This window comes from Humibacter ginsengiterrae (genome assembly GCF_054780115.1).
In genome coordinates, this window is the sequence record NZ_BAAGWY010000011.1 from 45,033 (window position 1) to 66,499 (window position 21,467).

23 protein-coding genes and 1 tRNA gene are annotated in these 21,467 nt (G+C 67.3%); 16 read left to right on the forward strand and 8 right to left on the reverse strand.

The genetic code is table 11. The features are described 5' to 3' along the window. The first annotated feature begins 19 nt into the window (after nucleotides 1–19). The 6 genes from ACYVII_RS13270 (at nucleotide 20) to ACYVII_RS13295 (ending at nucleotide 6,100) form a co-directional block, all read left to right on the forward strand. Nucleotides 20–565 (forward strand): hypothetical protein, encoded by a 546-nt coding sequence (locus ACYVII_RS13270; protein ID WP_460535804.1) that lies wholly within the window; start codon nucleotides 20–22, stop codon nucleotides 563–565. Continuing rightward, complete coding sequence (locus ACYVII_RS13275; protein ID WP_460535806.1) at nucleotides 541–1,338, forward strand: PKD domain-containing protein; 798 nt, start codon at nucleotides 541–543, stop codon at nucleotides 1,336–1,338. The genes ACYVII_RS13270 and ACYVII_RS13275 overlap by 25 nt, the downstream gene beginning before the upstream one ends. A gap of 162 nt (nucleotides 1,339–1,500) precedes the next feature. Then, nucleotides 1,501–3,210 carry a S1C family serine protease gene (locus ACYVII_RS13280; RefSeq protein WP_460535808.1) on the forward strand — a complete coding sequence of 570 codons (1,710 nt, stop codon included), beginning with the start codon at nucleotides 1,501–1,503 and terminating at the stop codon, nucleotides 3,208–3,210. Between the two features lie 130 nt (nucleotides 3,211–3,340). Further along, nucleotides 3,341–4,417, forward strand: coding sequence for a glycosyltransferase family 2 protein (locus ACYVII_RS13285; protein WP_460535810.1), 1,077 nt, complete (start codon nucleotides 3,341–3,343; stop codon nucleotides 4,415–4,417). A gap of 1 nt (nucleotide 4,418) precedes the next feature. Then, nucleotides 4,419–5,228, forward strand: a complete 810-nt coding sequence (locus ACYVII_RS13290; protein WP_460535812.1) for a CDP-alcohol phosphatidyltransferase family protein — start codon at nucleotides 4,419–4,421, stop codon at nucleotides 5,226–5,228. Next, complete coding sequence (locus tag ACYVII_RS13295; protein ID WP_460535814.1) at nucleotides 5,225–6,100, forward strand: glycosyltransferase family 2 protein; 876 nt, start codon at nucleotides 5,225–5,227, stop codon at nucleotides 6,098–6,100. The genes ACYVII_RS13290 and ACYVII_RS13295 overlap by 4 nt, the downstream gene beginning before the upstream one ends. Nucleotides 6,101–6,154: 54 nt before the next feature. On the opposite strand, the gene ACYVII_RS13300 is transcribed toward ACYVII_RS13295, so the two are convergent. Next, nucleotides 6,155–6,949: a hypothetical protein gene (locus ACYVII_RS13300; protein ID WP_460535816.1), complete on the reverse strand. Its 795-nt coding sequence runs from the start codon at nucleotides 6,947–6,949 to the stop codon at nucleotides 6,155–6,157. 89 nt (nucleotides 6,950–7,038) lie between these two features. Here ACYVII_RS13300 and ACYVII_RS13305 point away from each other — a divergent pair, with 89 nt between their 5' ends. The 3 genes from ACYVII_RS13305 to ACYVII_RS13315 all read left to right on the forward strand — a co-directional run bounded on the left by ACYVII_RS13305 (nucleotide 7,039) and on the right by ACYVII_RS13315 (nucleotide 8,705). Continuing rightward, on the forward strand, nucleotides 7,039–7,638 hold the full coding sequence (locus ACYVII_RS13305) for a tetratricopeptide repeat protein (protein ID WP_460535818.1): 600 nt from the start codon (nucleotides 7,039–7,041) through the stop codon (nucleotides 7,636–7,638). 5 nt (nucleotides 7,639–7,643) lie between these two features. Beyond that, a complete protein-coding gene (locus ACYVII_RS13310) occupies nucleotides 7,644–8,288 on the forward strand; it encodes a hypothetical protein (protein ID WP_460535820.1) in 645 nt (214 codons plus the stop codon). A gap of 117 nt (nucleotides 8,289–8,405) precedes the next feature. Then, the gene (locus ACYVII_RS13315) at nucleotides 8,406–8,705 is read left to right on the forward strand and encodes a helix-turn-helix domain-containing protein (RefSeq protein ID WP_460535822.1); all 300 of its coding nucleotides are present in this window, start codon (nucleotides 8,406–8,408) and stop codon (nucleotides 8,703–8,705) included. 6 nt (nucleotides 8,706–8,711) lie between these two features. On the opposite strand, the gene ACYVII_RS13320 is transcribed toward ACYVII_RS13315, so the two are convergent. The 4 genes from ACYVII_RS13320 to ACYVII_RS13335 form a co-directional block, all read right to left on the reverse strand. After that, nucleotides 8,712–9,017 carry a hypothetical protein gene (locus ACYVII_RS13320; RefSeq protein ID WP_460535825.1) on the reverse strand — a complete coding sequence of 102 codons (306 nt, stop codon included), beginning with the start codon at nucleotides 9,015–9,017 and terminating at the stop codon, nucleotides 8,712–8,714. Between the two features lie 103 nt (nucleotides 9,018–9,120). Further along, nucleotides 9,121–9,873: an ABC transporter ATP-binding protein gene (locus ACYVII_RS13325; protein ID WP_460535827.1), complete on the reverse strand. Its 753-nt coding sequence runs from the start codon at nucleotides 9,871–9,873 to the stop codon at nucleotides 9,121–9,123. Further along, nucleotides 9,873–10,688: an ABC transporter permease gene (locus tag ACYVII_RS13330; RefSeq protein ID WP_460535999.1), complete on the reverse strand. Its 816-nt coding sequence runs from the start codon at nucleotides 10,686–10,688 to the stop codon at nucleotides 9,873–9,875. Before ACYVII_RS13330 ends, ACYVII_RS13325 begins: the two co-directional genes overlap by 1 nt. A 97-nt stretch (nucleotides 10,689–10,785) precedes the next feature. Continuing rightward, nucleotides 10,786–11,484, reverse strand: a complete 699-nt coding sequence (locus ACYVII_RS13335; protein ID WP_460535830.1) for a phosphocholine cytidylyltransferase family protein — start codon at nucleotides 11,482–11,484, stop codon at nucleotides 10,786–10,788. Nucleotides 11,485–12,154: 670 nt separating this feature from the next. Between ACYVII_RS13335 and ACYVII_RS13340 the strand changes: the two genes are divergently transcribed. Genes ACYVII_RS13340 through ACYVII_RS13350 form a run of 3 tightly spaced genes read left to right on the forward strand, consistent with a single transcriptional unit; the run spans nucleotide 12,155 to nucleotide 15,499 of the window. Next, entirely contained in the window at nucleotides 12,155–13,618 is a 1,464-nt protein-coding gene (locus ACYVII_RS13340) for an ATP-binding cassette domain-containing protein (RefSeq protein ID WP_460535832.1), read from the forward strand. Next, nucleotides 13,594–15,174, forward strand: a complete 1,581-nt coding sequence (locus ACYVII_RS13345) for a hypothetical protein (protein WP_460535834.1) — start codon at nucleotides 13,594–13,596, stop codon at nucleotides 15,172–15,174. Before ACYVII_RS13340 ends, ACYVII_RS13345 begins: the two co-directional genes overlap by 25 nt. 31 nt (nucleotides 15,175–15,205) lie before the next feature. Further along, nucleotides 15,206–15,499: a DUF3039 domain-containing protein gene (locus ACYVII_RS13350; RefSeq protein ID WP_460535836.1), complete on the forward strand. Its 294-nt coding sequence runs from the start codon at nucleotides 15,206–15,208 to the stop codon at nucleotides 15,497–15,499. A 6-nt stretch (nucleotides 15,500–15,505) separates the two neighbouring features. On the opposite strand, the gene ACYVII_RS13355 is transcribed toward ACYVII_RS13350, so the two are convergent. Then, nucleotides 15,506–16,762 (reverse strand): nicotinate phosphoribosyltransferase, encoded by a 1,257-nt coding sequence (locus ACYVII_RS13355; protein WP_460536001.1) that lies wholly within the window; start codon nucleotides 16,760–16,762, stop codon nucleotides 15,506–15,508. 106 nt (nucleotides 16,763–16,868) lie between these two features. On the opposite strand from ACYVII_RS13355, the gene murI reads away from it, so the two are divergent. From murI to ACYVII_RS13375, 4 genes are all read left to right on the forward strand, one after another. Continuing rightward, entirely contained in the window at nucleotides 16,869–17,702 is an 834-nt protein-coding gene (gene murI, locus ACYVII_RS13360) for a glutamate racemase (protein WP_460535838.1), read from the forward strand. 63 nt (nucleotides 17,703–17,765) lie between these two features. Continuing rightward, nucleotides 17,766–18,578, forward strand: coding sequence for a ribonuclease PH (gene rph, locus ACYVII_RS13365; protein ID WP_460535840.1), 813 nt, complete (start codon nucleotides 17,766–17,768; stop codon nucleotides 18,576–18,578). Next, a complete protein-coding gene (gene rdgB, locus ACYVII_RS13370; protein ID WP_460535842.1) occupies nucleotides 18,575–19,225 on the forward strand; it encodes a non-canonical purine NTP pyrophosphatase in 651 nt (216 codons plus the stop codon). Before rph ends, rdgB begins: the two co-directional genes overlap by 4 nt. A 44-nt stretch (nucleotides 19,226–19,269) precedes the next feature. Further along, nucleotides 19,270–20,196, forward strand: coding sequence for a cation diffusion facilitator family transporter (locus ACYVII_RS13375; RefSeq protein ID WP_460535844.1), 927 nt, complete (start codon nucleotides 19,270–19,272; stop codon nucleotides 20,194–20,196). 20 nt (nucleotides 20,197–20,216) lie between these two features. Here the strand turns inward: ACYVII_RS13375 and ACYVII_RS13380 are convergent, their stop codons facing one another. Both ACYVII_RS13380 and ACYVII_RS13385 read right to left on the reverse strand, forming a co-directional pair. Then, nucleotides 20,217–20,981, reverse strand: coding sequence for a DedA family protein (locus tag ACYVII_RS13380; RefSeq protein WP_460535846.1), 765 nt, complete (start codon nucleotides 20,979–20,981; stop codon nucleotides 20,217–20,219). 297 nt (nucleotides 20,982–21,278) lie between these two features. After that, nucleotides 21,279–21,360 (reverse strand) — tRNA-Leu (locus tag ACYVII_RS13385). Nucleotides 21,361–21,467 lie beyond the last annotated feature (107 nt).

Consider the following 21,467-nt stretch of genomic DNA (forward strand, 5'->3'; position numbering starts at 1 on the left):
GTGTCCTACGGTTGTCCCCATGTCACTGCGCCGACGGATGCCCGCAGCGGCCATCGCCGCGCTCCTCGCGATGCCGCTGGCCGCCTGTAGCCCCACGCAGCCGACCCCCTCGCCGACGCCCACCGCCCCACACACGCCGCTCTTCGCCTCCGACGCGGAAGCGCTGAAGGCCGCAACGGATGCCTATGCCGCGTATCAGCACGTGTCCAATACGATCGCCAACGACGGCGGCAAGGATCCCGACCGGATCAGGTCGTACGTCACGGCAGACCAGTTGCCACGAGAGTTGAAGGGCTTTGAAGCCTTCAGTGCGAACCACCGTCGTACCACTGGCTCGGGGACATTTGATTCCGCCAGGTTGGGGAGCTACGACAGATCACGCGGCGCGATCGAGCTTTTCTTGTGTCAGGACACGACCGGAACTCGGGTGCTTGATCAGAATGGCCAAGACGTGACTCCAGCCGATCGCCCTGCGCGGTTGCCGATGGATGTCTTTCTTCAAGCGCAGGGGCAGAAGCTGCTCGTTGCAAGGAGCGAGGTATGGTCCGGCAAAGACTTCTGCTAGCCGCCATCGCAATGAGCATGGTCGTCGCTTCATCCAGCAACTTGTCTGCCTCGGCCTCTGAGCCCGGGTGCACCTACAGCGAAGCCCTGGCAGGTCTCTGCTCCACCGGCTCCATAGCCGGCGATCACGTCGACGTGGGTGCGCACGGCGGCTCCGACGGGAGTGCAAGCGACGGCAACGCGTCAGACGACGAGGCGTCAGACGACACGAATGCCGCGACCCCGCCAGCAGGCGTCCCCTGTCCGGCCGGGGTGGCATGCGGCGGCAACGTTGTCGTGCAAGTGCAGGGCGGCGTCACGATGTCGGCTCTCGCGTCGTTCTATCCGCAGAAGCCGACGGTCTCCGGCGAGCCGAACGGGTGGGCGATCATCGGACTCGACGCGAACTTCGTGTCCAGCGCCGGCCGCCACACGGCATCCGGACCCCTGGCAGGACAGCCCGCCACCGTGCGCTTCACGCCGGTGCGCTTCGAGTGGGACTACGGCGACGGCGTACACGCATCGACCGCGACAGGCGGTGCCACATGGCGCTCACTCGGCGTCCCAGAGTTCAGCCCGACGCCCACCAGCCACGTCTACACCGCGGCCGGCAGCTACGGCGTCAGCCTCACCGTGGAGTACACCGCGCAATATCGAATCGGGGGCGGTCCATGGCGAGACGTGCCGGGTACGCTGACGTTGTCCGCACCGACGTTCACGGTCATCGCAGCCGATGCGAAGACCGTGCTGGTGCAGCGCAACTGTCAGGCTGACCCGCGCGGCCCGGGCTGCTGACGCAAGGGGACCGATATCCGCACATCGCTACGCGCAGGCGCGGCGCGTCAGCCAATCACTCATTCCGGTCCCATGGGATCGTTCTAGTCCGTTCACAGATTGCCCATAAGCGATGCCCAGCATGACAGCGGATGCTTGGAGTGCTTGGAAGGAGCACGACAGATGACCGACACACCGAAGGATCCCGCGGAGACGCCGGAGACGGCACCGCAGCAGCCGCCCGCGCAGGACTCGGTTGCCGACTCGGCGCAGTCCGCCCAGCACCCTGAGGCGGCGCAGTCCGTCCAGCACCCTGGGGACGCGCAGTCCGCGGCGGAGCAGTCGACGGCTGATCAGCCCACGGCCGAGCAGTCCGCTCACGACGCCCAGGCCAACCAGACCCAGCCGACGGAGCAACTGCCGCCGTACACTGCCGCCGCGCCGGCACCGGCGCAGCCCGAGCAGGGCTCGCAGAACCCGTACGCGCAGGAGGGCTACCACTACGGCCAGCAGCCCGGCTACCCGCAGCAGCCCGGTCACTACCAGTACGCATCGCAGCAGGCGGGTCAGCCGACGGGCCAGCAGGCTCCTCAGCACGGAGCATTCGGCCAGCCCACCTACGCGGGCCAGCAGCCCTACGCGCAGCAGCAGCCGGGTGAAGCACCGAAGCCCGCCAGGCAGAAGGACGGCAAGGGCAACCGAGCCGGACTGCTCATCACCGGATTCGTGCTCGCGGGTCTCCTCGGCGGCGGCGTCGGTGCCGGCGTGGTCGGTATCTATGCGGCGAACTCGAACACGGGTAGGCCTGTGGCATCTACGGGCGCGACCAATGTCACGGTGAACGACCCGCAGACCGCCACCAACGTCACCGCGGTGGCGTCGAAGGTCAGCCCGAGCGTCGTCACGATCAACGTCACGGGCGGCCAGGAAGCGGGCACCGGGTCGGGCGTCATCCTCAGCTCCGACGGTTACATCCTGACGAATACGCACGTGGTGACCCTCGACGGGTCCACCGGCAACCCGACTGTGAGCGTGACGACGAACGACGGCAAGATCTACCAGGCCAAGGTGGTCGGCACCGATCCCATCCTCGACCTCGCGGTGATCAAGCTGCAGAACGCCAGCGGCCTCACGCCGGTGACGTTCGCGAACTCCGACAAGGTCAACGTCGGCGACCAGACCATCGCGATCGGCGCCCCGCTCGGCCTGTCCGGCACCGTGACCAACGGCATCGTCAGCTCGCTGAACCGCAGCATCTCGATCGCCTCGTCCGCGGCTCCCAAGCAGGACCAGAACGACCAGGGTGGCAACAGCCCGTTCAACTTCTGGAACTTCGGGCAGAACGGCAACAGCCAGGGCCAGTCGTCGGCACAGAGCACCATCTCGCTCCCTGTCATCCAGACGGATGCCGCGATCAACCCGGGCAACTCCGGCGGCCCCCTGCTCAACGGCAAGGGCCAGGTCATGGGCATCAACGTCGCGATCGCGAGTGCGAACTCGTCGAGCGACTCCAGCGGCCAGTCCGGAAGCATCGGAGTGGGCTTCGCCATCCCGTCGAACGTGGCTCAGCGCGTCGCGAACGACATCATCAAGAACGGCAAAGCGACGAGCGGTCTGCTTGGCGCGACGGTCACCGACTCGACGTCGGACAAGAACGCGACGACGGTGGGTGCGCTGATCAAGTCGGTCAGCTCTGGCGGCGCGGCGGCGAACGCGGGCCTGCAGGCCGGTGACATCGTCACCAACTTCAACGGCAAGCCGATCACCGACTCCACCGATCTCACGGCCCAGGTTCGGGCACTGGCCGGCGGCAGCAAGGCCACGCTCACCTACGACCGAGGCGGGCAGACGAAGCAGGTCGACGTCACGCTGGGCACGCTGTCGAGCGACTGAATCGGAGCACGGCACCGCGGGTTGAGTTCGAACAATCGGACTCAACCCGCGATCGTTTCTGCCCCCTAGGGCGCTGAGCCGGCTCTCATCGCGCTGATAGGCTGAGCCGACGATTCGACGAGCGGATGTGATGGGCGAGGCCAGCAGTTCAGGCGCCGAAAGCGCCCTCGACAGGGCGGGTGCACTTCCAGGTGTCTCGTACGTGATGCCGGTGCTGAACGAAGCGCCGTACGTGCGCGCAGCGGTGGAGCGTCTTCTCGCTCAGGACTACCAGGGCCCCTACGACATCACGCTCGCGGTCGGACCCAGCACCGACGGCACCGAGGACGTGCTCGACGAGCTCGCGCGCGAGCATCCGAACGTTCGCGTCGTGCCCAACCCGGTCGCGTCCACCTCCGCCGGACTGAACGCCGCGATCAGGGCATCCTCGTACCCGATCGTGGTGCGTGTCGACGCGCACTCGCTGCTGCCACCCGAGTACACCCGCATCGCCGTCGAGACGCTGCAGCTCACAGGCGCCGACAACGTCGGGGGACTGATGGATGCCCGCGGCACGACCCCCTTCGAGAAGGCGGTCGCCCGTGCCTACCGTTCCCGGACCGGCCTTGGCGGCACGCAGCACCACGTCGGCGGCAAGGAGGGCCCTGCGCAGACCGCGTATCTCGGCTCGTTCCGGCGTGACCGCCTCGAGGCGGCGGGTCTGTTCGACGAGGGCGTGCGTCGCGGCCAGGACTGGGAGCTCAACCGCCGCCTGCGAGCCGCCGGGGGCACCGTCTGGTTCACTCCGCGACTTGTGGTGACGTATCAGCCGCGGTCGAGCATCCGCTCGCTTGTCAACCAGTTCTTCGCCACCGGCATGTGGCGTGGCGAGCTCGTGCGACGTTTCCCGTCCGCGAACTCATTGCGCTACTTGGCGCCGCCCGTGCTCGTCCTCCTGCTCGCGGCAGCGGTCATCGTCGGCCTGCTGGGCATCGCCGGTCTGATCATCGGAGCGCCGCTCGGCTGGCTGACCCTGGCCTTCGTCATTCCCGTGCTCTATCTTCTGTTCGTTCTCGCAGCCTCGTTCACCATCGGCTCCCGAGACGGGGCCCCCGCTATGCTGCGTTTCGTCATCGTCGTGCCGACGATCCACCTGAGCTGGGGCATCGGTTTCATCGGCGGATTCTTCGAGCTGTCGCACGACCTGCACAGCCGATCCGGGAGGTAGCGTGTCGGCTTCGGATTCCTACCGCCGGCCGGCGTCCATCGCCCAATTGCGCGAAGTGACGCAACCGCCTGAGGTGCGGCAGCGGCGCAACGCCGAGCACTGGACGGCGCACCTCTACCTGCGCGACATCTCGCCGTATCTCACCTGGACGCTCTTGAAGACCCGCATCAGCGCGAACGGCGTGACGGGCTTCATGATCCTGACCGGATGGCTCACCGCGGCCGCCCTGCTCATCCCCGGTTTCTGGGGTGCACTGATCGCCGTCGTGCTCGGCCAGCTGCAGATGCTGTTCGACTGCTGCGACGGCGAGGTCGCCAGATGGCGCAACAGTTCGTCGCCGGCGGGGCACTTCCTGGATGCCGTCGGCCATTACTCCACGGAGACGTTCATCGCCATCGTCCTCGGCCTGCGCGCCGCGGCGTGGCCGTTCGAGGCACCGGACGACTACCTGTGGACCACGCTCGGCTTCGCGCTCGCCCTCGTGCTCGTGCTCAACAAGGCGCTGAACGATCTCACCCGGGTCGCACGTGCCTATGCCGGCCTGCCCCGGCTCGGCAATGCCGAAGCGGATGCCGCCCCGCAGCACCGCCTCATCGCCTTGGCTCGTCGCGCGGTGAAGTTCTTCCCATTCCACCGGATGTTCCACTCCGTCGAGCTGACGCTGCTCACGTTCGTCGTCGCCATCATCGCCCTGTTCACCGGGTCGCCGGTCACTGAACGTGTCTACCTCGTCGTACTGCTCGCATTCGCGATCCTGGGGCTGATCGGTCACTTCCTGGCGATCATGAGTTCGAAGCGGCTCAAGTCATGAGCTCCGGCGTGCCCACGGTCGGCGTCGTGGTGCTCACGCAGGGAACACGGCCGCGGGAACTCGCGCAGGCACTGGCATCCGTTCTCGCACAGCGCGACGTCGAGGTCGACATCGTCTGCGTGGGCAACGGCTGGAGGCCGACCGGCCTGCCGGCGCGGGTGAAAGCGCTCGGGCTGCCCGAGAACCTCGGCATCCCTGCCGGCCGCAATGCCGGTGTGCCGGAGACGACGGGGGAGTTCCTGTTCTTTCTGGACGACGACGAATACGTCGAATCCGAGACGTTCCTTATCGATGCCATCGCCCGCTTCCGTGCCGACCGCACGATCGGGGTGCTGCAGCCGCGGGTGCGCACGATCGACGACTCGATCCCACCGCGCCGCTGGGTCCCGCGCATGCGGAAGGGGGATCCTGCACGGCCGAGCGCTGTCTTCTCGCTCGTCGAGGGCGCGATCGTGATGCCACGCAGCGTGTTCGAGGCGGTGGGCGGCTGGGCCGGGCCGTTCTTCTACGCCCACGAGGGCATCGAGCTCGCGTGGCGTGTCTGGGACCAGGGCAAACGTGCCTGGTACGCGGGCGACTTGGAGGCACGGCATCCGAACGTGCCGACGACCCGGCACAGGGACTTCTACTGGCGCAACGCGCGCAACCGGGTGTGGGTCGCAAGGCGCAACCTTCCTGCCGTGCTCGCGCCCGTGTATGTGGCGACGTGGACGGGCGTGCAACTCCTGCGTGGCGGCCGCAACCCGAAGACGCTGCGCCCCTGGTTCGCCGGCTGGGCGGCGGGCTGGAGAGACGACCCCGGCGAACGACGCCCGATCCGCTGGCGCACCGTGTGGCGCATGACCCTGGCCGGGCGCCCGCCCGTCGTCTGAACTGCAGTAGTCGATTGCGTCGCGCGCTGCGAAGCGGGCGTACCGAAACCGCCGTTACTCGACGACAACCAGCTCGGCTCCGTCGACAGGTTCCTCTGCCGCCGCAACGTCCAGTGCCGCAGGAAAGACCTCGGGCAGCGACCCGAACGCGACGTGCGCGGATCGCACGACCCGGGATCCCGTGATGCGGTTTCCCGCTCCGCCGACGACGGCGCCGATGCCGAACGGAAGCGCTTTGCCGAGGATGCTCGCCGTCCCCTTCGTTGCAAGCCGCTTCGCCGCAGCGGACTGAAGGCGTTGCACGAGCGGGCCGATGACGACGCGCGGGATGCTGCTGGAGACCACCTGCCGCCAGTACACCTCGCGGGTGACCTCACGCTGGGTCAGCTCCACGCCCCACTGACGCACGAGGTCGGATCCCTCTTTGCCGAGCATGAGAGCCAGCACCAGCGCGCGGGCGCGTTCCGGGTCGTCCACAGGCAGGCCGTGCAGTTCGGCGATCGACTGAGCGAACAGCGCCGTCGCCTCGAGGAACGCCGCGGTCTCGACCGCCGAGAGCGCCAGCGTCGTGACGGTGCCGACCGCCGGGATTACGGCCGTCGTACCTACCGCTGCACCACTCGTGGTGACGGCCGCAAGGTAGCGCCGGCCCAGGATGTACGCGACTTCGCCGGGTGCGGCATCCGGATGCCTGCGTCTGATGCTCCTCAGATGCGCCAGCACGACGGGTCGCTGCACGGCGAGAAAGCGGTCGACCCCGCGGTTCAGCCGGGTCGGGATGGCGACACCGCGAGCTGTGCTCGTGCCGGTGACGCCGACGAACGGCTTGACCTTCTTGGAGCGAGCCATGCTTCCGAGTCTACGGACGGGACCTATTCCGCACGCCGCATAGGCGACCGCGGGACTGCACCTTGGGTGGTTTCTCCTAAGCTGGCCGGGTGCCTCGCCTGATCACGCAGAACGACTTCGACGACGTGCGCCTCCGCGCCGACCGAGCGGACGGCTCCATCGCCGAGACCTTGCGTGCGTGGGCGATGGAGACCGACCGTTATCGCCTGGCAGACGACGTCTCGCGCGCAGCCGTGCTGATCGAGGCCGGCGAGGACTTCGGCTATGCGGGCGACCACGCCGAGGCGCTGCGCATGTACGAGGCGGCCCGGGACGACGGCGGTCCCGCCTACGTCGATCCGCGTGCCCTGATCGTGCAGGCGCTGTACCAGGGCGGTCAGACGGATGCCGCACTCGAGCTCGCGGACGCCTTGCGCAAGGAGTCCCCGCGGCAGCTCAATACGTTCCTGGTGCTGGGTGGTTTCTTCGAACTCGTCGATGAGTTCAAGCAGGCGCAGCGCTGGTACTCGATGGGCATCCGCGCGATGGACAGCGGCAACGTCGCGGGCTCGGAGTCGCAGTACGAGTCGATGCTGATCGGCCGAGCACGTGTTCGCTCCGAGCTCGGGATGCCGCGCGACACCCTCGACGACGCGGCCGCGATCATCATCGAGCGCTACGCGGCCGAGCTCGAGTCCGACGAGGAGTGAGACGGGTGCCTCGCACGATCACCGAAGACGACGTCCGCGCCCTCGAGGTCTCCCGGCCCGCGAAGGGTCAATCACGCGACGACATGCTGCGGCAGCGTATCGAGACGCTGATCGAATGGACCTACAGCGCGGACATCGAGCTGGATGGCATCACGCGCGCTCACCTGCTCTGCATCGCGGCGGAGCACTCCTTGACCCTGGGCGATGCGCCGCGGGCCCTCGAACTGGCGCGCGCCGCAAAGGCCAGCGGCGACCCCGACTCATTCGATGCCGTCCCCGACCTCGTGACGGCGCTTCTCACACTCGACCGAGGTGACGAGGTGACAGACGTTGTGAAGGAAGCACGTGCTCTCGTTCGTGAGGATGCGAGTGCGCTTCCGTGGACGGTGCTCGAGCGGGTGGGTGAGGAGCTGGCCTACTTCGGAAGGCTGGATGACGCCGAGCGCTGGTTCGCGATGTGCGTGCGCGTTTCCGAACGCACAGATGTCGGCGACCTGGCTGCCGCTCGTGCGCTGACGTTCCGCTGGGCGACGCGTCGTCGCGCCGGAAAGCCGCAGGATGCGATGGATCAGGAGGCCGAGCGCGTCGCGGCCGCTCGTGGCTGGGAGAGCCCGAACCCCCTGGTCTTCCGCGAAGACGAAGGAGCGTAGCGGTCGCCGGGCGAGTTCGTCCTGCGAGCCTCTGCTCGCTAGATTCTCTACGAACCTCACCCAATAGGGCACGAACACTCTGGATACGAACGCTGCCTGATTCGTAGACAAGAAGGCGTGGTCGAGCCGTTCTCCAACGCCGCTGGCGTCTTCGGGAAGCGGCTGCGCGCCATCCGCACCGGGCTGGCGCTGAGCCAGGAAGAGGTGGCGCACCTCGCGGAGATCCACCCGACCAATTACGGCAAGCTCGAACGCGGTCGCGCGAACCCGAACATGGAGACGATCATCCGAATCTCCACCGTGCTCGGAGTCGAACCGGGGGAGTTGCTGCAGGGGCTGACGACGGCGGACTACCCGGGCCATCAGCACAACGTCACTGCCAAGGAATGGCTCGAGGCGCGCCAACGGATGCGTTAGCGCGCGTCAGAAGCTCGCTCGCCACAGGTACTCGTCGCCGTTGGCCCGGTGCCATCGCACGACGAGAACTGTCGACCGCGCGAGATCCTGCCCGTAGATCGGGATCTCGGCGACCGCGCCCGGTTCGAGCGTGATCGGTGCCTGCACGGGCATGCTGCCCGCACCGAGGAGGGAGAACCTCACGCCGGTCAGTGTCTCCAGACTTGCGTTGCGCAGTCGATAGCGCGGGGGAGAGCTGCGGTCGAAGGCGAACGGAACCGGGTACGCGAGGGTCGAGTCCTCGGTGGGCTCGTCGGGTCGAGTCGTGGTCATGCAGGGAGGCTAGGCGGGGCATCCGACGAGCCGGCATCCGCTGTGGATGCCCTCTTCGACCGGTCTTCTGTGCACGGAGAGAGCCGGTCTGAACTGGGACGCCTCAGGCGCCGTAATCGCTGTTGTAGCGCGCCAGAACGGAATCGATGTCGGAGTCGAGCGCGAGCCCGTGGTCGTTGAGATAGAGGCCGCGGGTGCAGAAGCGACGGATCTCCTTCTCGTTGTGCGAGACGAAGAACATCGTCCGACCCTGGCTGAGCATCTCCTCTATGCGCTTGTAGCACTTCTCCCGGAACATGCGGTCACCCACTGCGAGCACCTCGTCCACGATGAGGATCGGCTCGTCGAGCTGCGTGATCACTGCGAACGCAATGCGCACCTTCATGCCGCTGGAGAGGTGCTTGTACGGCGTGTCCAGGAAGTTGCCGATGTCGGCGAAGCCGGTGATGTCGTCGAATCGCTCGTCGATTTCCGCCTTGGACATGCCGTGGAGTCCTGCGGTCAGGTAGACGTTGTCGCGCACGCTCAGGTCGTCGACGAAGCCGCCGGTGATCTCGATGAGCGGGGCGGTTCCCGCCTTCACCTCGACCGTGCCCTCGTCGGGCAGGATGACGCCGGCCACCAACTTCAGCAGCGTGGACTTGCCCTGCCCGTTGCGTCCGACAACACCGACGGCCTCACCCGCGGGCACGGCGAACGACACGTTGCGCAGAGCCCAGAACTCGTCGGGCTTCGACCGGCGCTGACGCGACGAGAACAGATCCTTGAAGCTACGACGCGATGAACGGTTCCTCTTGAAGCGGATGCCGACATCCGTCGCCTCGATCATCGTGCCGGTGGTGGTCGAAGTCGTCATCACATCTCCTTCAGCACGCTGCGGATCGTGCGGGAGTAGACCAGCCAGCCGATGATGAGAAAGATCACGCTGCCGATCGCCGAACTGAGCACCAGGTCCCAGTGCAAGTCGTTCGGGAAGAACGCCGAATGGTAGATGCCGAACAGGCCCACCAGCGGATTCAGATCCGAGAACACCTTGAAGATCGGGAAGTCTTTGGGCACCGCGGTCGCCGGATAGAGCACGGCGGAGACGTAGAAGAGCAGACGTAGCAGCAGCCTGACGACGCGCTCGAGGTCGCGGAAGAACATCACGAGTGGGGCGACCAGCAGCCCCAGGCCGATGAGCAGCACAGCTTGGATGAGGAGCGCAAGGGGCATGAGCGCGAGCTGCCAGTGCACCTGTGCCCCGGTGACGATGACGAAGAACGCCAGCACGGGAAGCGAGAAGAGATACTCGATGCCCTTGCTGAGCACGATGCGGTTGATCCAGATCGTGCGCGGAATCGCTACGGAACGGATGAGCTTGGCGTCTCGGCTGTACGCCCGGGTGAAGTCGGAGACGGCCCCGTTGAACCACGTCCACGGCAGCATCCCGGAGAGCAGGAAGACGATGTACGGCTCCTCGGTGATGCCACCGCGGTGGAAGATCACGGTGAAGACGAGGAAGTAGATGCCCGCCATGAGCAGTGGGTCGAGAATCGACCACACGTAACCGAGCGCGTTCGTCGCGTAGCGCACGTGCAGGTCGCGCTTGGTCAGCAACCACAGTGAATGCCGGTAGCGCCCGACCGGCGACCGCTGAATGCGCTCGGTCGGTCGCGCGGCGGCAGAGATCGTCACTCCACGATCGTAGCGATGACCGGCTGAGCAGAAGACGGATGCCGCCGACCCAGCGGGCCGACGGCATCCGTCACATTGTGGAGCGGTTGGTTCAGACGAAGAGGTTCGCGCGCTCCAGGTCTTCTGCGAAGTCGATCTCGACCGCGTACAGGTCGGAGATGTCGATGGGCTCCACGAGCATTCCGTCGTGCTGGATGGCCAGCTCGAGGCCGCGCTCGAAGTAGTCCTGGTCGTCGACGCGCTGCAGGTGATGCAGCAGTGCGGCCTTGTCGTGACTGGAGACGTAGTTGATGCCGACGGCCTCGCCGAGTCCGCCCTTGACGGTCTTCGAGAGCTTTTCGATGTAGCCCTCGGCGCCGGTGGTGTACTTGACCTCTTCGTCGGAGACCTTGGCGGTGTTCACCGTGACGAAGGACTGATCACGAGCGATCGCGGCCGCAGCGCGCACCAGCACACCCGGGTCGAAGACGACGTCGCCGTTCATCCAGAGCACGCCACCGTTACTGCTCGACTTGAGCGCACGCATGAGGCTCTTCGACGTGTTGGTCTGGTCGTACTGCTCGTTGTAGACGAAGGACGCGTCCGGGAAGGCCTCGACGATGTGCTCGAGCTTGTAGCCGACAACGATGGTGACCTTGACCTTCGGTCCGAAGGCGGCGTGGATATTGTCGAACTGCTGCTGCATGATCGTGCGGCCGTCACTGAGCTCCGTCAGCGGCTTCGGGAGCGAACGCCCGAGCCGGCTGCCCATACCTGCCGCGAGAATCACGACCTGCGGTGCGGTGGTCACGTTTCGTCTCCTGTCATTCGTGCGCATAGTCGACCCCCCATGAGTTGAACTGTGTGACTTGCGGATGACAGCCGATCGGCAGTGAATCTTGGAGGTGCGTTTCCGCGCCGACCGCTTCCGTTCACCGAAGTGTCACTGATGCGTGTGTACAAAGACACCGCGTTGTGCCGAAATCGAATCTACCGGCTCTCTGCGCCCCGAATGCGGGGCGTTGCCGTTTCGTGATCGTTTTATGGGAGTGCTCTTAGAAAGCGGATGTCGGCCGGCCGCCTGAATGTCTGCCTGTTCCACCTGAGTTTCGGAGGATCAGAACGGGATGTTCGACGGGAGCCACACCTTGTGGCGCAGGCACCATGACAGCAGAGAACGATGGGTCCATCCAGGGGTGTTCCGACGAAGATTGGTACGTTAGCGTAGAGCGTTCGAGGGGACCACGGTAACGGGGGTAAGGCGCGTGCAAGAAGACCCGCAGACGACAATCGCGGGTGGCGCCCAGACGGTGAGTGGAACGGATACTCCCAGTTCCGGCTCATCAGGCGACGCCCCCGTTGTCGGCACGCGTGGCGCGAAGTCGAGCGATGCTCGCCGTGGTGGGAGGCCTCGCGCGACCGGGGCTGCCGCGGACACCTCCGTCGTGGCCGATGCTGCTGGGGGCGAACCTGCCGCCGTCGTGACGGCCACGGGACCGCGCGGTCCGAGGGGCTCCTCCCGCGCGCGCGGCACGGTGACCCGGGCGACGAAGGGAGCCGGCATCTCGACCTCGGCTCGGCCCGCCGTCGTCGTCGAGCCGAGGACTCCTGCGGTCGCCGAGCCGAGAACTACTGAGCCGAAGACTGTGGAACCGCGCAAGCCCGAGCCGAAGGCAGCGGAGCCGACAACAGTCGAGCCTCAGACCGCGGAGCCGAGAACGGTCGAGCCGAAGGCCCCCGAGCCGGATCACGACAACGTCGACACGGGACCGATGCCTGTGCTGTCCTCGACAGTCGACGAGAACACCGGATCCCGCCAGCGCATCACACTCTTCGGACGACGGCGACGGGCCGCTGCAGCTGCGGCGGCGCACGCTGAGGCCGAGCGAGAGGTGGAAGAGGGCGGCCCCGACCTGCTGGCGGAGTTGGTGCGGGAGACCGAGGCGGACGACACGCCTAGCCGCGCACCGTCCGTGGAGCAGCTCGAACCTGATCGGCGAGAAGAGACGCTCAATGCGCGTGCGCCCGAGGACGAGTTCCTGCAGGAGACGATCGATCGCTCGACGCTGACGCGCCAGGACGACTCATCCGCGACCGGACTCGAAACCTCGCCGCCCCCGCGTGCGCGCCGCGCGGCCGAGACCCGGGCCTACCCGCCCGCGCGGCCGGCTCCGCCGACGACGGCGCCGGTGGTGCTGGCGGTCACAGGTCTGCACAAGCGGTACGGCGACGTGGTCGCGGTCGACGGCGTCAACCTCAGCATCCGTGCCGGATCGATGTACGGCATCGTCGGACCGAACGGCGCCGGCAAGACCACCACACTGTCCATCGTGACCGGCCTGCTCCGGGCCGACTCCGGTGCCGTCTTTGTCAACGGTGTGGATGCCCGCAAGCATCCGCGAGCCGCGAAACGCGCCATCGGGGTGCTGCCCGACCACCTGCGCACCTTCGACAAGCTCACCGGCGCGCAGCTTCTGTACTACGCAGGAACGCTGCGCGGGCTCGACGCCTCCACCACCCGGCAGCGCTCAGCCGACCTCGCCGCCGCATTCGGCATCGAAGACGCCATGGGGCGTCTGGTCGCGGACTACTCGGCCGGCATGACGAAGAAGGTGTCGCTGGCCGCGGCCATGATCCACTCGCCCAGACTTCTGGTGCTCGACGAACCGTTCGAGGGGGTCGATCCGGTGTCGGCGGCGACCGTCACGGGCATCCTTCAGCGGTACGTGGATGCCGGGGGCACCGTGCTGCTGTCCAGCCACGGCATGGACCTCGTGCAGCGCATCTGCGACAGCGTCGCCATCATCGTCGGCGGTATCGTGCTCGACTCCGGACCCGTGGACGAGGTGCGCGGAGAGAAGACGCTCGAGGACCACTTCATCGAACTCGCAGGCGGCCGCAAGGCCGTGGAGGGGCTCGAATGGTTGCACAGTTTCTCCGATTGAAGCTGGCGTCGCTCGGCAGCGGATTCCGTCGGGGCGGCTGGCACGCGTTCGGACTGGTCGTCGGCCTGCTTTACACGGCGGCGCTGACCGTCGTCGTCTGCGGGGTTCTGGCGTCGGCGCGCACTGCCAGCGACGGGCAGCTGGTGCGCGACATCCTCGTGATCGCCGGCGGCGCCGCCGCCTTGTGCTTCCTGCTCGTGCCGCTGTTCAGCAGGCACGACGGGACGTTCGACCCGCGGTCGTACGCCATGCTGGGCCTCGAGTCACGGCAGATCGCTGTCGGGCTGGGCGCCGCGGCGCTGGCATCGGTGCCGGCGCTCGTGCTTCTCGTGTGCTCGTTGTTCACCGTGGTGACGTGGTCGAGATCCCCGGGCGCGGCCGTGCTCGCGTTCATCGCGGCGGTGATCTGCGTGCCGACGTGGATGCTCGCGGCGCGACTGACGTCATCCGTTGCCGCGTTCGCGCTGTCGACGCGTCGCGCCCGGGAGTTCAGCGCGACGGTCGCGGTGCTGATCGTGGTCATGCTTCTGCCTGTCGCGTTCTTCCTGGCGACCCTGAACTGGAGCCGAGACGGTCTCCGGGTCGTGCACTCCGCAGCGAACTGGGTGAGCTGGACGCCTTTCGGGGCCGCCTGGTCGGTGGGCGGCGACGCTGCAGCCGGTCGATGGGGCCTGGCCGTGCTGAAGCTACTGATCGCCATCGTGACGCTCGCCATCGTCGCCGGCGCGTGGTGGGCCCTGGTGCGCCACATGGTCGTCACGCCCGATCGGCAGGTGTCGGTGAAGACCTACGTCGGTCTGGGCTGGTTCGGTAGGATGCCCGCGCGCCCGGCAGGTGCGATCGCCGCCCGCAGCCTCACCTACTGGGGTCGCGACTCGCGTTACTGGGTGCAGCTCGTGCTCGTCCCGCTGTTCCCGCTCATCATGGTGGCGGCGCTGCTCATCTCCGGCGCTGTGCGGCCGCACGACCTCGCACTCATCCCGCTGCCCGTGATCTGCCTGTTCGTCGGGTGGGTGGCGCACAACGACATCGCGTACGACGGAACGGCCATCTGGCTGCACATCGCCTCCGGAACCCGCGGTGTTCCCGATCGCCTCGGCCGCCTCGCGCCCGTGGTGCTGATCGCGGTTCCCGTGGTCGCGGTGGGGAGCATCCTCACGGTGCTCGCGTATGGGAACTGGGACGTTCTGCCCGCGGTGACGGGCGTGAGCGTGTGCCTCGTGCTGACCGGACTCGGACTCTCCAGCGTGTCGTCGGCGCTCACGCCGTATGCGGCTCCGCGCCCCGGTGACAGCGCGTTCGCGCATCCGCAGCACACAGGCGGAGCGGCGACGTTCGCGCAGTTCGCGAGCCTGTTGCTCACCGCGCTGTTCGCGGGAGCGCCCATCGCCATGATGGTGCTCGGCGTCGTACAGAGCCCGGAGTGGTTCACGATGTGCCTGTGGACCGGGCTCGGCATCGGAGTCGTCCTCTTCGTCGCGGGCGTGCTGCTCGGCGCAGTCGCCTACAACCGCAGGGGACCCGAGATCATGGCGTTCGCACTGCGCAACGCCTGACGTCCGGCGGCCGCTCGGTTAAGCTGTCGGGATGGTCGACAACAGCATCGCAGAACCCGGCGGTCCCGGCGCGGCACCCGACGGCGGCGGCCTGGCCACCCTCGACCGCGAGCTCGAGGAGCTGACCCAGAACGAGCAGATGGAGCCGGGCGACCACGAGCGCTTCTCGCACTACGTGCGCAAGGAGCAGATCCTGGAGTCCGCGGTCACCGGCAAGCCGGTCATCGCGCTGTGCGGCAAAAAGTGGACGCCGAATCGCGACCCCCAGAAGTTCCCGGTATGCCCGGAGTGCAAGAAGATCTACGAGGGTCTCAGCGACGAGTAGCGCATCTCAGACGTACTCCGTCTGCAGGGCCGGCTCGCCACGCCCGAGCCGGAACGCCGATTCGGGCAGTTCCTCCCGCACTATCGCGTGATGGCGTCGCGCCGCCTCGACGCCCGCCGCGCCGAGATACTCGCGCCCGGCGACGCCGTCGCGCATGAGCGGCACGTGCAGGTGGCGGCCCGCCGGCATCGGGGTCGCGCTCTGCAGCACGTGGATCTCCTCTGCGGATGCCATACCGAGCTTGTCGATCGCCCGCACGGGCACCTTGGCTCCGCCGATGGACGCCTTGCCGGTGGATGCCTTGGCGACCGGCACCCACGCGCCGGCCGCATCCTTCCGCGCAACGAGCTTGTACACCATGCCGGCCGTCGGCGCACCGGATCCGGTCACCAGCGACGTACCCACTCCATAGGAATCGACGGGCGAGGCGCGCAGCGCGGCGATGGCGAACTCGTCCAGGTCGTTCGTCACGGTGATGCGGGTGTTGCGAGCACCGAGTGCGTCCAGCTGTGCCCGCACCGACCCGACGAGCACCGGCAGATCGCCCGAGTCGAGCCGCACGGCCCCCAGCTCGGTCCCCGCGACGCGGACGGCGGTCTCTATCGCCTTGTGCACATCGTAGGTGTCCACGAGAAGCGTGGTTCCGGGACCGAGGGAGCGCACCTGCGCGCGGAAGGCATCCTCTTCGGTGTCGTGCAGAAGGGTGAACGCGTGCGCGGCGGTGCCCATGGTGGGGATGCCCCAGGTGCGGCCGGCCTCGAGGTTGGACGTCGCGCTGAACCCCGCGATGTAGGCGGCACGGGCAGCGGCGATCGCCGCCTCTTCATGTGCGCGCCGAGAGCCCATCTCGGCCAAGGGCCGTCCAGCTGCGGCAGAGACCATGCGCGCGGCCGCGCTGGCGATCGCGGAGTCATGGTTCAGCACGCTCAGCGCCAGGGTCTCCAGCAGCACGCCCTCACCGAACGGGGCATCCACGACGAGGATCGGCGACCCCGGAAAGTACAGTTCGCCTTCCCGATAGCCGCGGATCGTGCCGTTGAACCGGTAGTCGGCCAGCCAGTCGAGCGTCTCGTCGCGCACCACGCGGTTGTCGCGCAGCCACTCGAGTTCTGCATCCTCGAACCGGAATCGCTCGATCAGCTCGAGCAGCCGTCCCGTACCAGCGACGACGCCGTAGCGACGTCCGCCCGGCAGCGAACGTGCGAAGACCTCGAACACGCACTCGCGTTCGTGGGTGCCGGAGAGCATGGCGGCGTCGAGCATGGTGAGTTCATAGCGGTCCGTGAGTAGCGCGGAGGAGCGGCGCTCGTGCGGTGGCGTCACGTGCCTCAGCCTATTGGAGCAGGTGGCGGCCGTATCCTGGAGGACTGTGACAGACGCTCCGATCGGCATCCTTGATTCGGGCGTGGGCGGGCTCACCGTCGCCCGCGCCGTGCGTGACCAGCTGCCGAACGAGTCGGTGCTGTACGTCGGCGACACGGCGAACTCGCCGTACGGCCCGAAGCCGATCGCGCAGGTGCGCGCACTCGCGCTCGAGGCGCTGGACTTCCTGGTAGATCAGGGCGTCAAGATGCTGGTTATCGCGTGCAACACCGCATCGTCAGCCATGCTGCGGGACGCGCGCGAACGTTACGACGTTCCCGTCGTCGAGGTGATCCAGCCCGCTGTGCGCCGGGCCGTCGCCACGACGCGCAGCGGCCGCGTCGGGGTGATCGGCACCGTCGGAACGGTGAATTCCCGCGCCTACGAGGACGCCTTCGCCGCCGCTCCGTCGCTGCAGCTCTTCACGCAGGCGTGTCCGCGTTTCGTGGAATTCGTGGAGGCGGGCGTGACGAGCGGACCAGAGCTGCTGGATGTCGCGGCGGGATACCTGCGTCCGCTTCAAGACGCCCGTGTGGACACCCTGGTGCTCGGGTGCACGCACTACCCGTTCCTCAAAGGCGCGATCTCGTACGTGATGGGCGAGGGAGTGTCGCTGGTCTCCAGCGATGTGGAGACGGCGAACGACGTGTACCGGGTGCTGGTGTCGCAAGGACTGGAGCGCACGGCGGCGAGCGAGCCGAGCATCCGGTACGAGGCGACCGGCGACGACACAGAAGCCTTCGTGCGGCTCGCGCACCGGATGCTCGGCACCGAGGTGCCGGTCGTCGACGTCGTGCGCACCGGCGCGATCGATCTGCCCGGGTTCGACGCTCGCCGATAGGCCAACACCCGCCGATAGGCCCACGCCCGCCGATAGGCCCGCGCTCGCCGATAAGGTGGAGCGGTGAGCGAGACCATCCGAGCCGACGGCAGAACGACCGACCAGTTGCGCCCGATCACCATCGAGCGGGGCTGGAACGAACAGGCGGAGGGGAGTGCGCTCATCTCGTTCGGGCGCACGCGCGTGCTGTGCACGGCATCCTTCACGAACGGCGTTCCGCGTTGGCTGACCGGTAAGGGCAAGGGCTGGGTGACCGCCGAGTACTCGATGCTCCCGCGATCGACCAACGAGCGCACCGATCGGGAATCGGTGAAGGGACGCATCGGTGGCCGGACGCACGAGATCAGCCGCCTGATCGGTCGCAGCCTCCGTGCGGTCGTGGACATGAAGGCGCTCGGAGAGAACACGATCGTGCTCGACTGCGACGTGCTGCAGGCAGACGGCGGCACCCGCACGGCGGCCATCACCGGTGCCTACGTCGCGCTCGCGGATGCGCTGGCGTGGGGCAAGGAGCGCAAGTTCATCGCGCAGCGCGCGACACCGCTCATCGACAGCGTCTCCGCAGTGTCGGTCGGCATCATCGACGGCGAGCCCATGCTCGATCTGGCATATGTCGAAGACGTACGCGCCGAAACGGACATGAACGTCGTCGTCACAGGTCGTGGCCTCTTCGTCGAGGTGCAGGGAACCGCCGAGGGTGCACCGTTCGACCGTCGCGAGCTCGGCTCCCTGCTCGACCTCGCGGAGAACGGGTGCCGCGAGCTGGCCTCGTTCCAATCCCGGGCTCTCGGTGACGGCTCGTCCGAAGGCGAGGCCGGCCGTAGTGGTGCCCAGCAGGCCACGGCGAGCAGCGGGTCCGACGCTGCCGGGTCGTGAGCGAGGTGCGGCAGACGGGCATCCGAACGGATGATCGGGTCCGTGTCGTGCTCGCGACGCACAACAAGCACAAGCTCGAGGAGTTCGGCGCGATCATCGCGCAGCGCATGCCCCAGGTCGAACTCGTCGAGTACGACGGGCCGGAGCCGGTCGAAGACGGGGTGACGTTCGCCGAGAACGCGTTGATCAAGGCGCGCGTCGCGGCGGAGCACACCGGCCTCATCGCGCTCGCGGACGACTCGGGCATCTGCGTAGACGTGCTCGGCGGCTCGCCAGGCGTGTTCTCCGCACGCTGGAGCGGCAGGCACGGCGACGACGCCGGAAACCTGGCTCTGCTCCTCGCTCAGGTGGCCGACGTGCCCGACCGTCACCGCGGTGCGCACTACACCTGCGCCATCGCACTCGTGAGACCTGCCGAAGACGGCCGCGTCGCCGACGAGCGCACCGTGGAGGGGGAATGGGACGGCACGCTAGCGCGCGAACCGCGCGGGACCAACGGGTTCGGCTACGACCCCGCATTCGTGCCCGACGGTTCGACGCACACGGCTGCCGAGCTCGACTCCGACGTCAAGAACGCGGACAGCCACCGCGCGCGGGCATTCCGCGCGATGGTTCCGGTGCTGCACGAGTTGCTCGCGGGGGAGTAGCCACCAGATCGGGGCCCTGGACGCGCGCCTACCCTTGAAGAGACATGTCGCATTCCCACGATCACGGCGTCGGTCACGACCACGGCGCTCACGCATCCAGCAGGCGCCGCCTGGTGGTCGTCATCGCGATCGTGCTCGGTGTCTTCGTGCTCGAGATCATCGGCGCGCTCCTCAGCGGATCCCTCGCGCTGCTCGCAGACGCCGGACATCTCGTCAGCGACCTGGTCGGCCTGATCGTGGCACTCGTCGCCGCGACGGTCGCCGCTCGTCCTGCCACCGATCGCCAGACGTTCGGATTCCGGCGGGTCGAGGTGTTCGGTGCGCTCGTGAATTCCCTCATCCTGATCGGTGTGGCCGTGTCTGTCGCGATTGGTGCGGCGTTCCGTCTGGGCGGGCATCCGGACGTGCAGGGCGACTGGATGCTCGTGGTCGCCGTGATCGGGCTCGCCGGCAATGTGGCCGGGCTGTTGGTGCTGCGAGGTGGAGCGCAGGCATCCATCAACATGCGTGGCGCGTACCTCGAAGTGCTCGGTGACACTCTGGGCTCGCTCGCCACGATCGCCGCTGCAGTGGTCATTCTGGCCACCGGGATCGGCTGGGCCGACGCCATCGCGTCGCTCGTCATCGCGGCGCTCATCGTTCCTCGCGCGCTCAGCCTGCTGCGCGAGGTGGTGCGCGTGCTCAGCGAGTCGGCGCCCGCGTCGACTGACGTGGCCGAGATCCGCAAACACATCCTCGGCACAGACGGAGTGGTCGCGGTTCACGACGTGCACGTGTGGGCGATCACTTCGGGTGCTCCGGTGTTCTCCGCGCACGTCGTCGTGTCGCCGGACATCTTCGCGCGCGGTCACGCCGGAGCACTGCTCGACCAGCTGGGCGGATGCCTGGCCGAGCACTTCGACGTCGCACACTCGACGTTCCAGCTCGAGCCGGCCGAACACGCGGAGCACGAGGGCGACACGCATCGCTGACGTCTCGAGTTGCGCTGAGATCAGCCGCCGAAGACCTCGGGCTCGTCGGCGTGACGCTTCGAGGACGAAGCCGGCTCGGACGCCACCGCCTGATCGGGCGTGGCGGAGTGAGCATCCGTCGCCGCAGCCTCCGCCTTGGCCTTGCGCGACTTGCGAAGGCCCAGCAGGTAGTGCACGAGGGCCGGGACCACCGTCACCACCACGGCGAGGATCAGGATCATGTCGATGTAGTGCTCGACGAAGTGCGCGACGGGCGGGATGAAGCCGAGCAGCCAGCCGAACAGCGTCAGCCCTGCTCCCCAGAGGAAGGCACCGATCGCGTTGTAGAGCGTGTAGCGGCGGTAGCTCATGTGCCCGACGCCTGCAGCTACGGGCGCGAACGTTCGCACCACGGGCACGAAGCGCGCGAGGATGATCGCGAACGGCCCGAAGCGTTCGAAGAACCGGTTCGTCCGCTTCACGTTCTCAATGCTGAACAGTCCGCTCTCTTTGCGTTCGAAGATGCTGGGGCCGGCTTTGTGGCCGATGAGGTAGCCCACTTCTCCGCCGATGAACGCTGCGATGGCGATGAAGACGCAGACCCACCAGATCGGCAGGCCGTAGACCATCTTCGTGAACGTCAGGATGCCGCTGATCACCAGAAGCGTGTCGCCGGGCAGGATGAACCCCACCAGCAGCCCAGTCTCCGCGAAGATGATCCCGCACACCACGAGAAGTGCCCACGGACCGACCGAGTGGATGATGACGTTGGGGTCGAGCCACGGTATGAGTGCGGTGTGGAACACGAGTCTCCTGTCGTCGGCGCCCGCTGAACGCGGCAACCGGCCATCGGCGATGAGCTGAGGGATGTGACGCTGAGCAGTGCGTCGAATACGCGTTTGCAGTGAGTCTACCGACGGCGGGTCGAGCGAAACCGGGTGTTAACCCCACGAATCGAGGGTGGGGCTGCTCCGCTCGTCCAGCGTCGCAGACGCAGGGTAAGGAACGCCTAAGAGGAGTGATCGCGATGCTTCGCATCGCTCAACAAGCTCAATCGGCTCGGGAAAGTGAGCGAGCTCCCTTTCCCGAGCCTCAATCGTTTGTGCGGGAGAGGGGACTTGAACCCCCACGCTCGAAAGCACAGGAACCTAAATCCTGCGTGTCTGCCAATTTCACCACTCCCGCGAGGGCGCCCATCAGCATAGCTGCAGCGCGTTCCGGCGCTCATCCTTGGTGGATTCCCGCCGGCGGCCCGATGCCTGGGGATAACTTCGGCGAGGCATCCGGCACTG

Coding starts and splice junctions, on each gene's coding strand:
- ACYVII_RS13280 (WP_460535808.1), top strand. CDS start 1,501: ATGACCGACACACCGAAGGATCCCGCGGAGACGCCGGAGACGGCACCG.
- ACYVII_RS13295 (WP_460535814.1), top strand. CDS start 5,225: ATGAGCTCCGGCGTGCCCACGGTCGGCGTCGTGGTGCTCACGCAGGGA.
- ACYVII_RS13350 (WP_460535836.1), top strand. CDS start 15,206: ATGGTCGACAACAGCATCGCAGAACCCGGCGGTCCCGGCGCGGCACCC.
- ACYVII_RS13320 (WP_460535825.1), bottom strand. CDS start 9,017: ATGACCACGACTCGACCCGACGAGCCCACCGAGGACTCGACCCTCGCG.
- ACYVII_RS13345 (WP_460535834.1), top strand. CDS start 13,594: ATGGTTGCACAGTTTCTCCGATTGAAGCTGGCGTCGCTCGGCAGCGGA.
- ACYVII_RS13375 (WP_460535844.1), top strand. CDS start 19,270: ATGTCGCATTCCCACGATCACGGCGTCGGTCACGACCACGGCGCTCAC.
- ACYVII_RS13270 (WP_460535804.1), top strand. CDS start 20: ATGTCACTGCGCCGACGGATGCCCGCAGCGGCCATCGCCGCGCTCCTC.
- ACYVII_RS13325 (WP_460535827.1), bottom strand. CDS start 9,873: ATGACGACTTCGACCACCACCGGCACGATGATCGAGGCGACGGATGTC.
- ACYVII_RS13285 (WP_460535810.1), top strand. CDS start 3,341: ATGGGCGAGGCCAGCAGTTCAGGCGCCGAAAGCGCCCTCGACAGGGCG.
- ACYVII_RS13300 (WP_460535816.1), bottom strand. CDS start 6,949: ATGGCTCGCTCCAAGAAGGTCAAGCCGTTCGTCGGCGTCACCGGCACG.
- ACYVII_RS13275 (WP_460535806.1), top strand. CDS start 541: ATGGTCCGGCAAAGACTTCTGCTAGCCGCCATCGCAATGAGCATGGTC.
- ACYVII_RS13355 (WP_460536001.1), bottom strand. CDS start 16,762: ATGCTCGACGCCGCCATGCTCTCCGGCACCCACGAACGCGAGTGCGTG.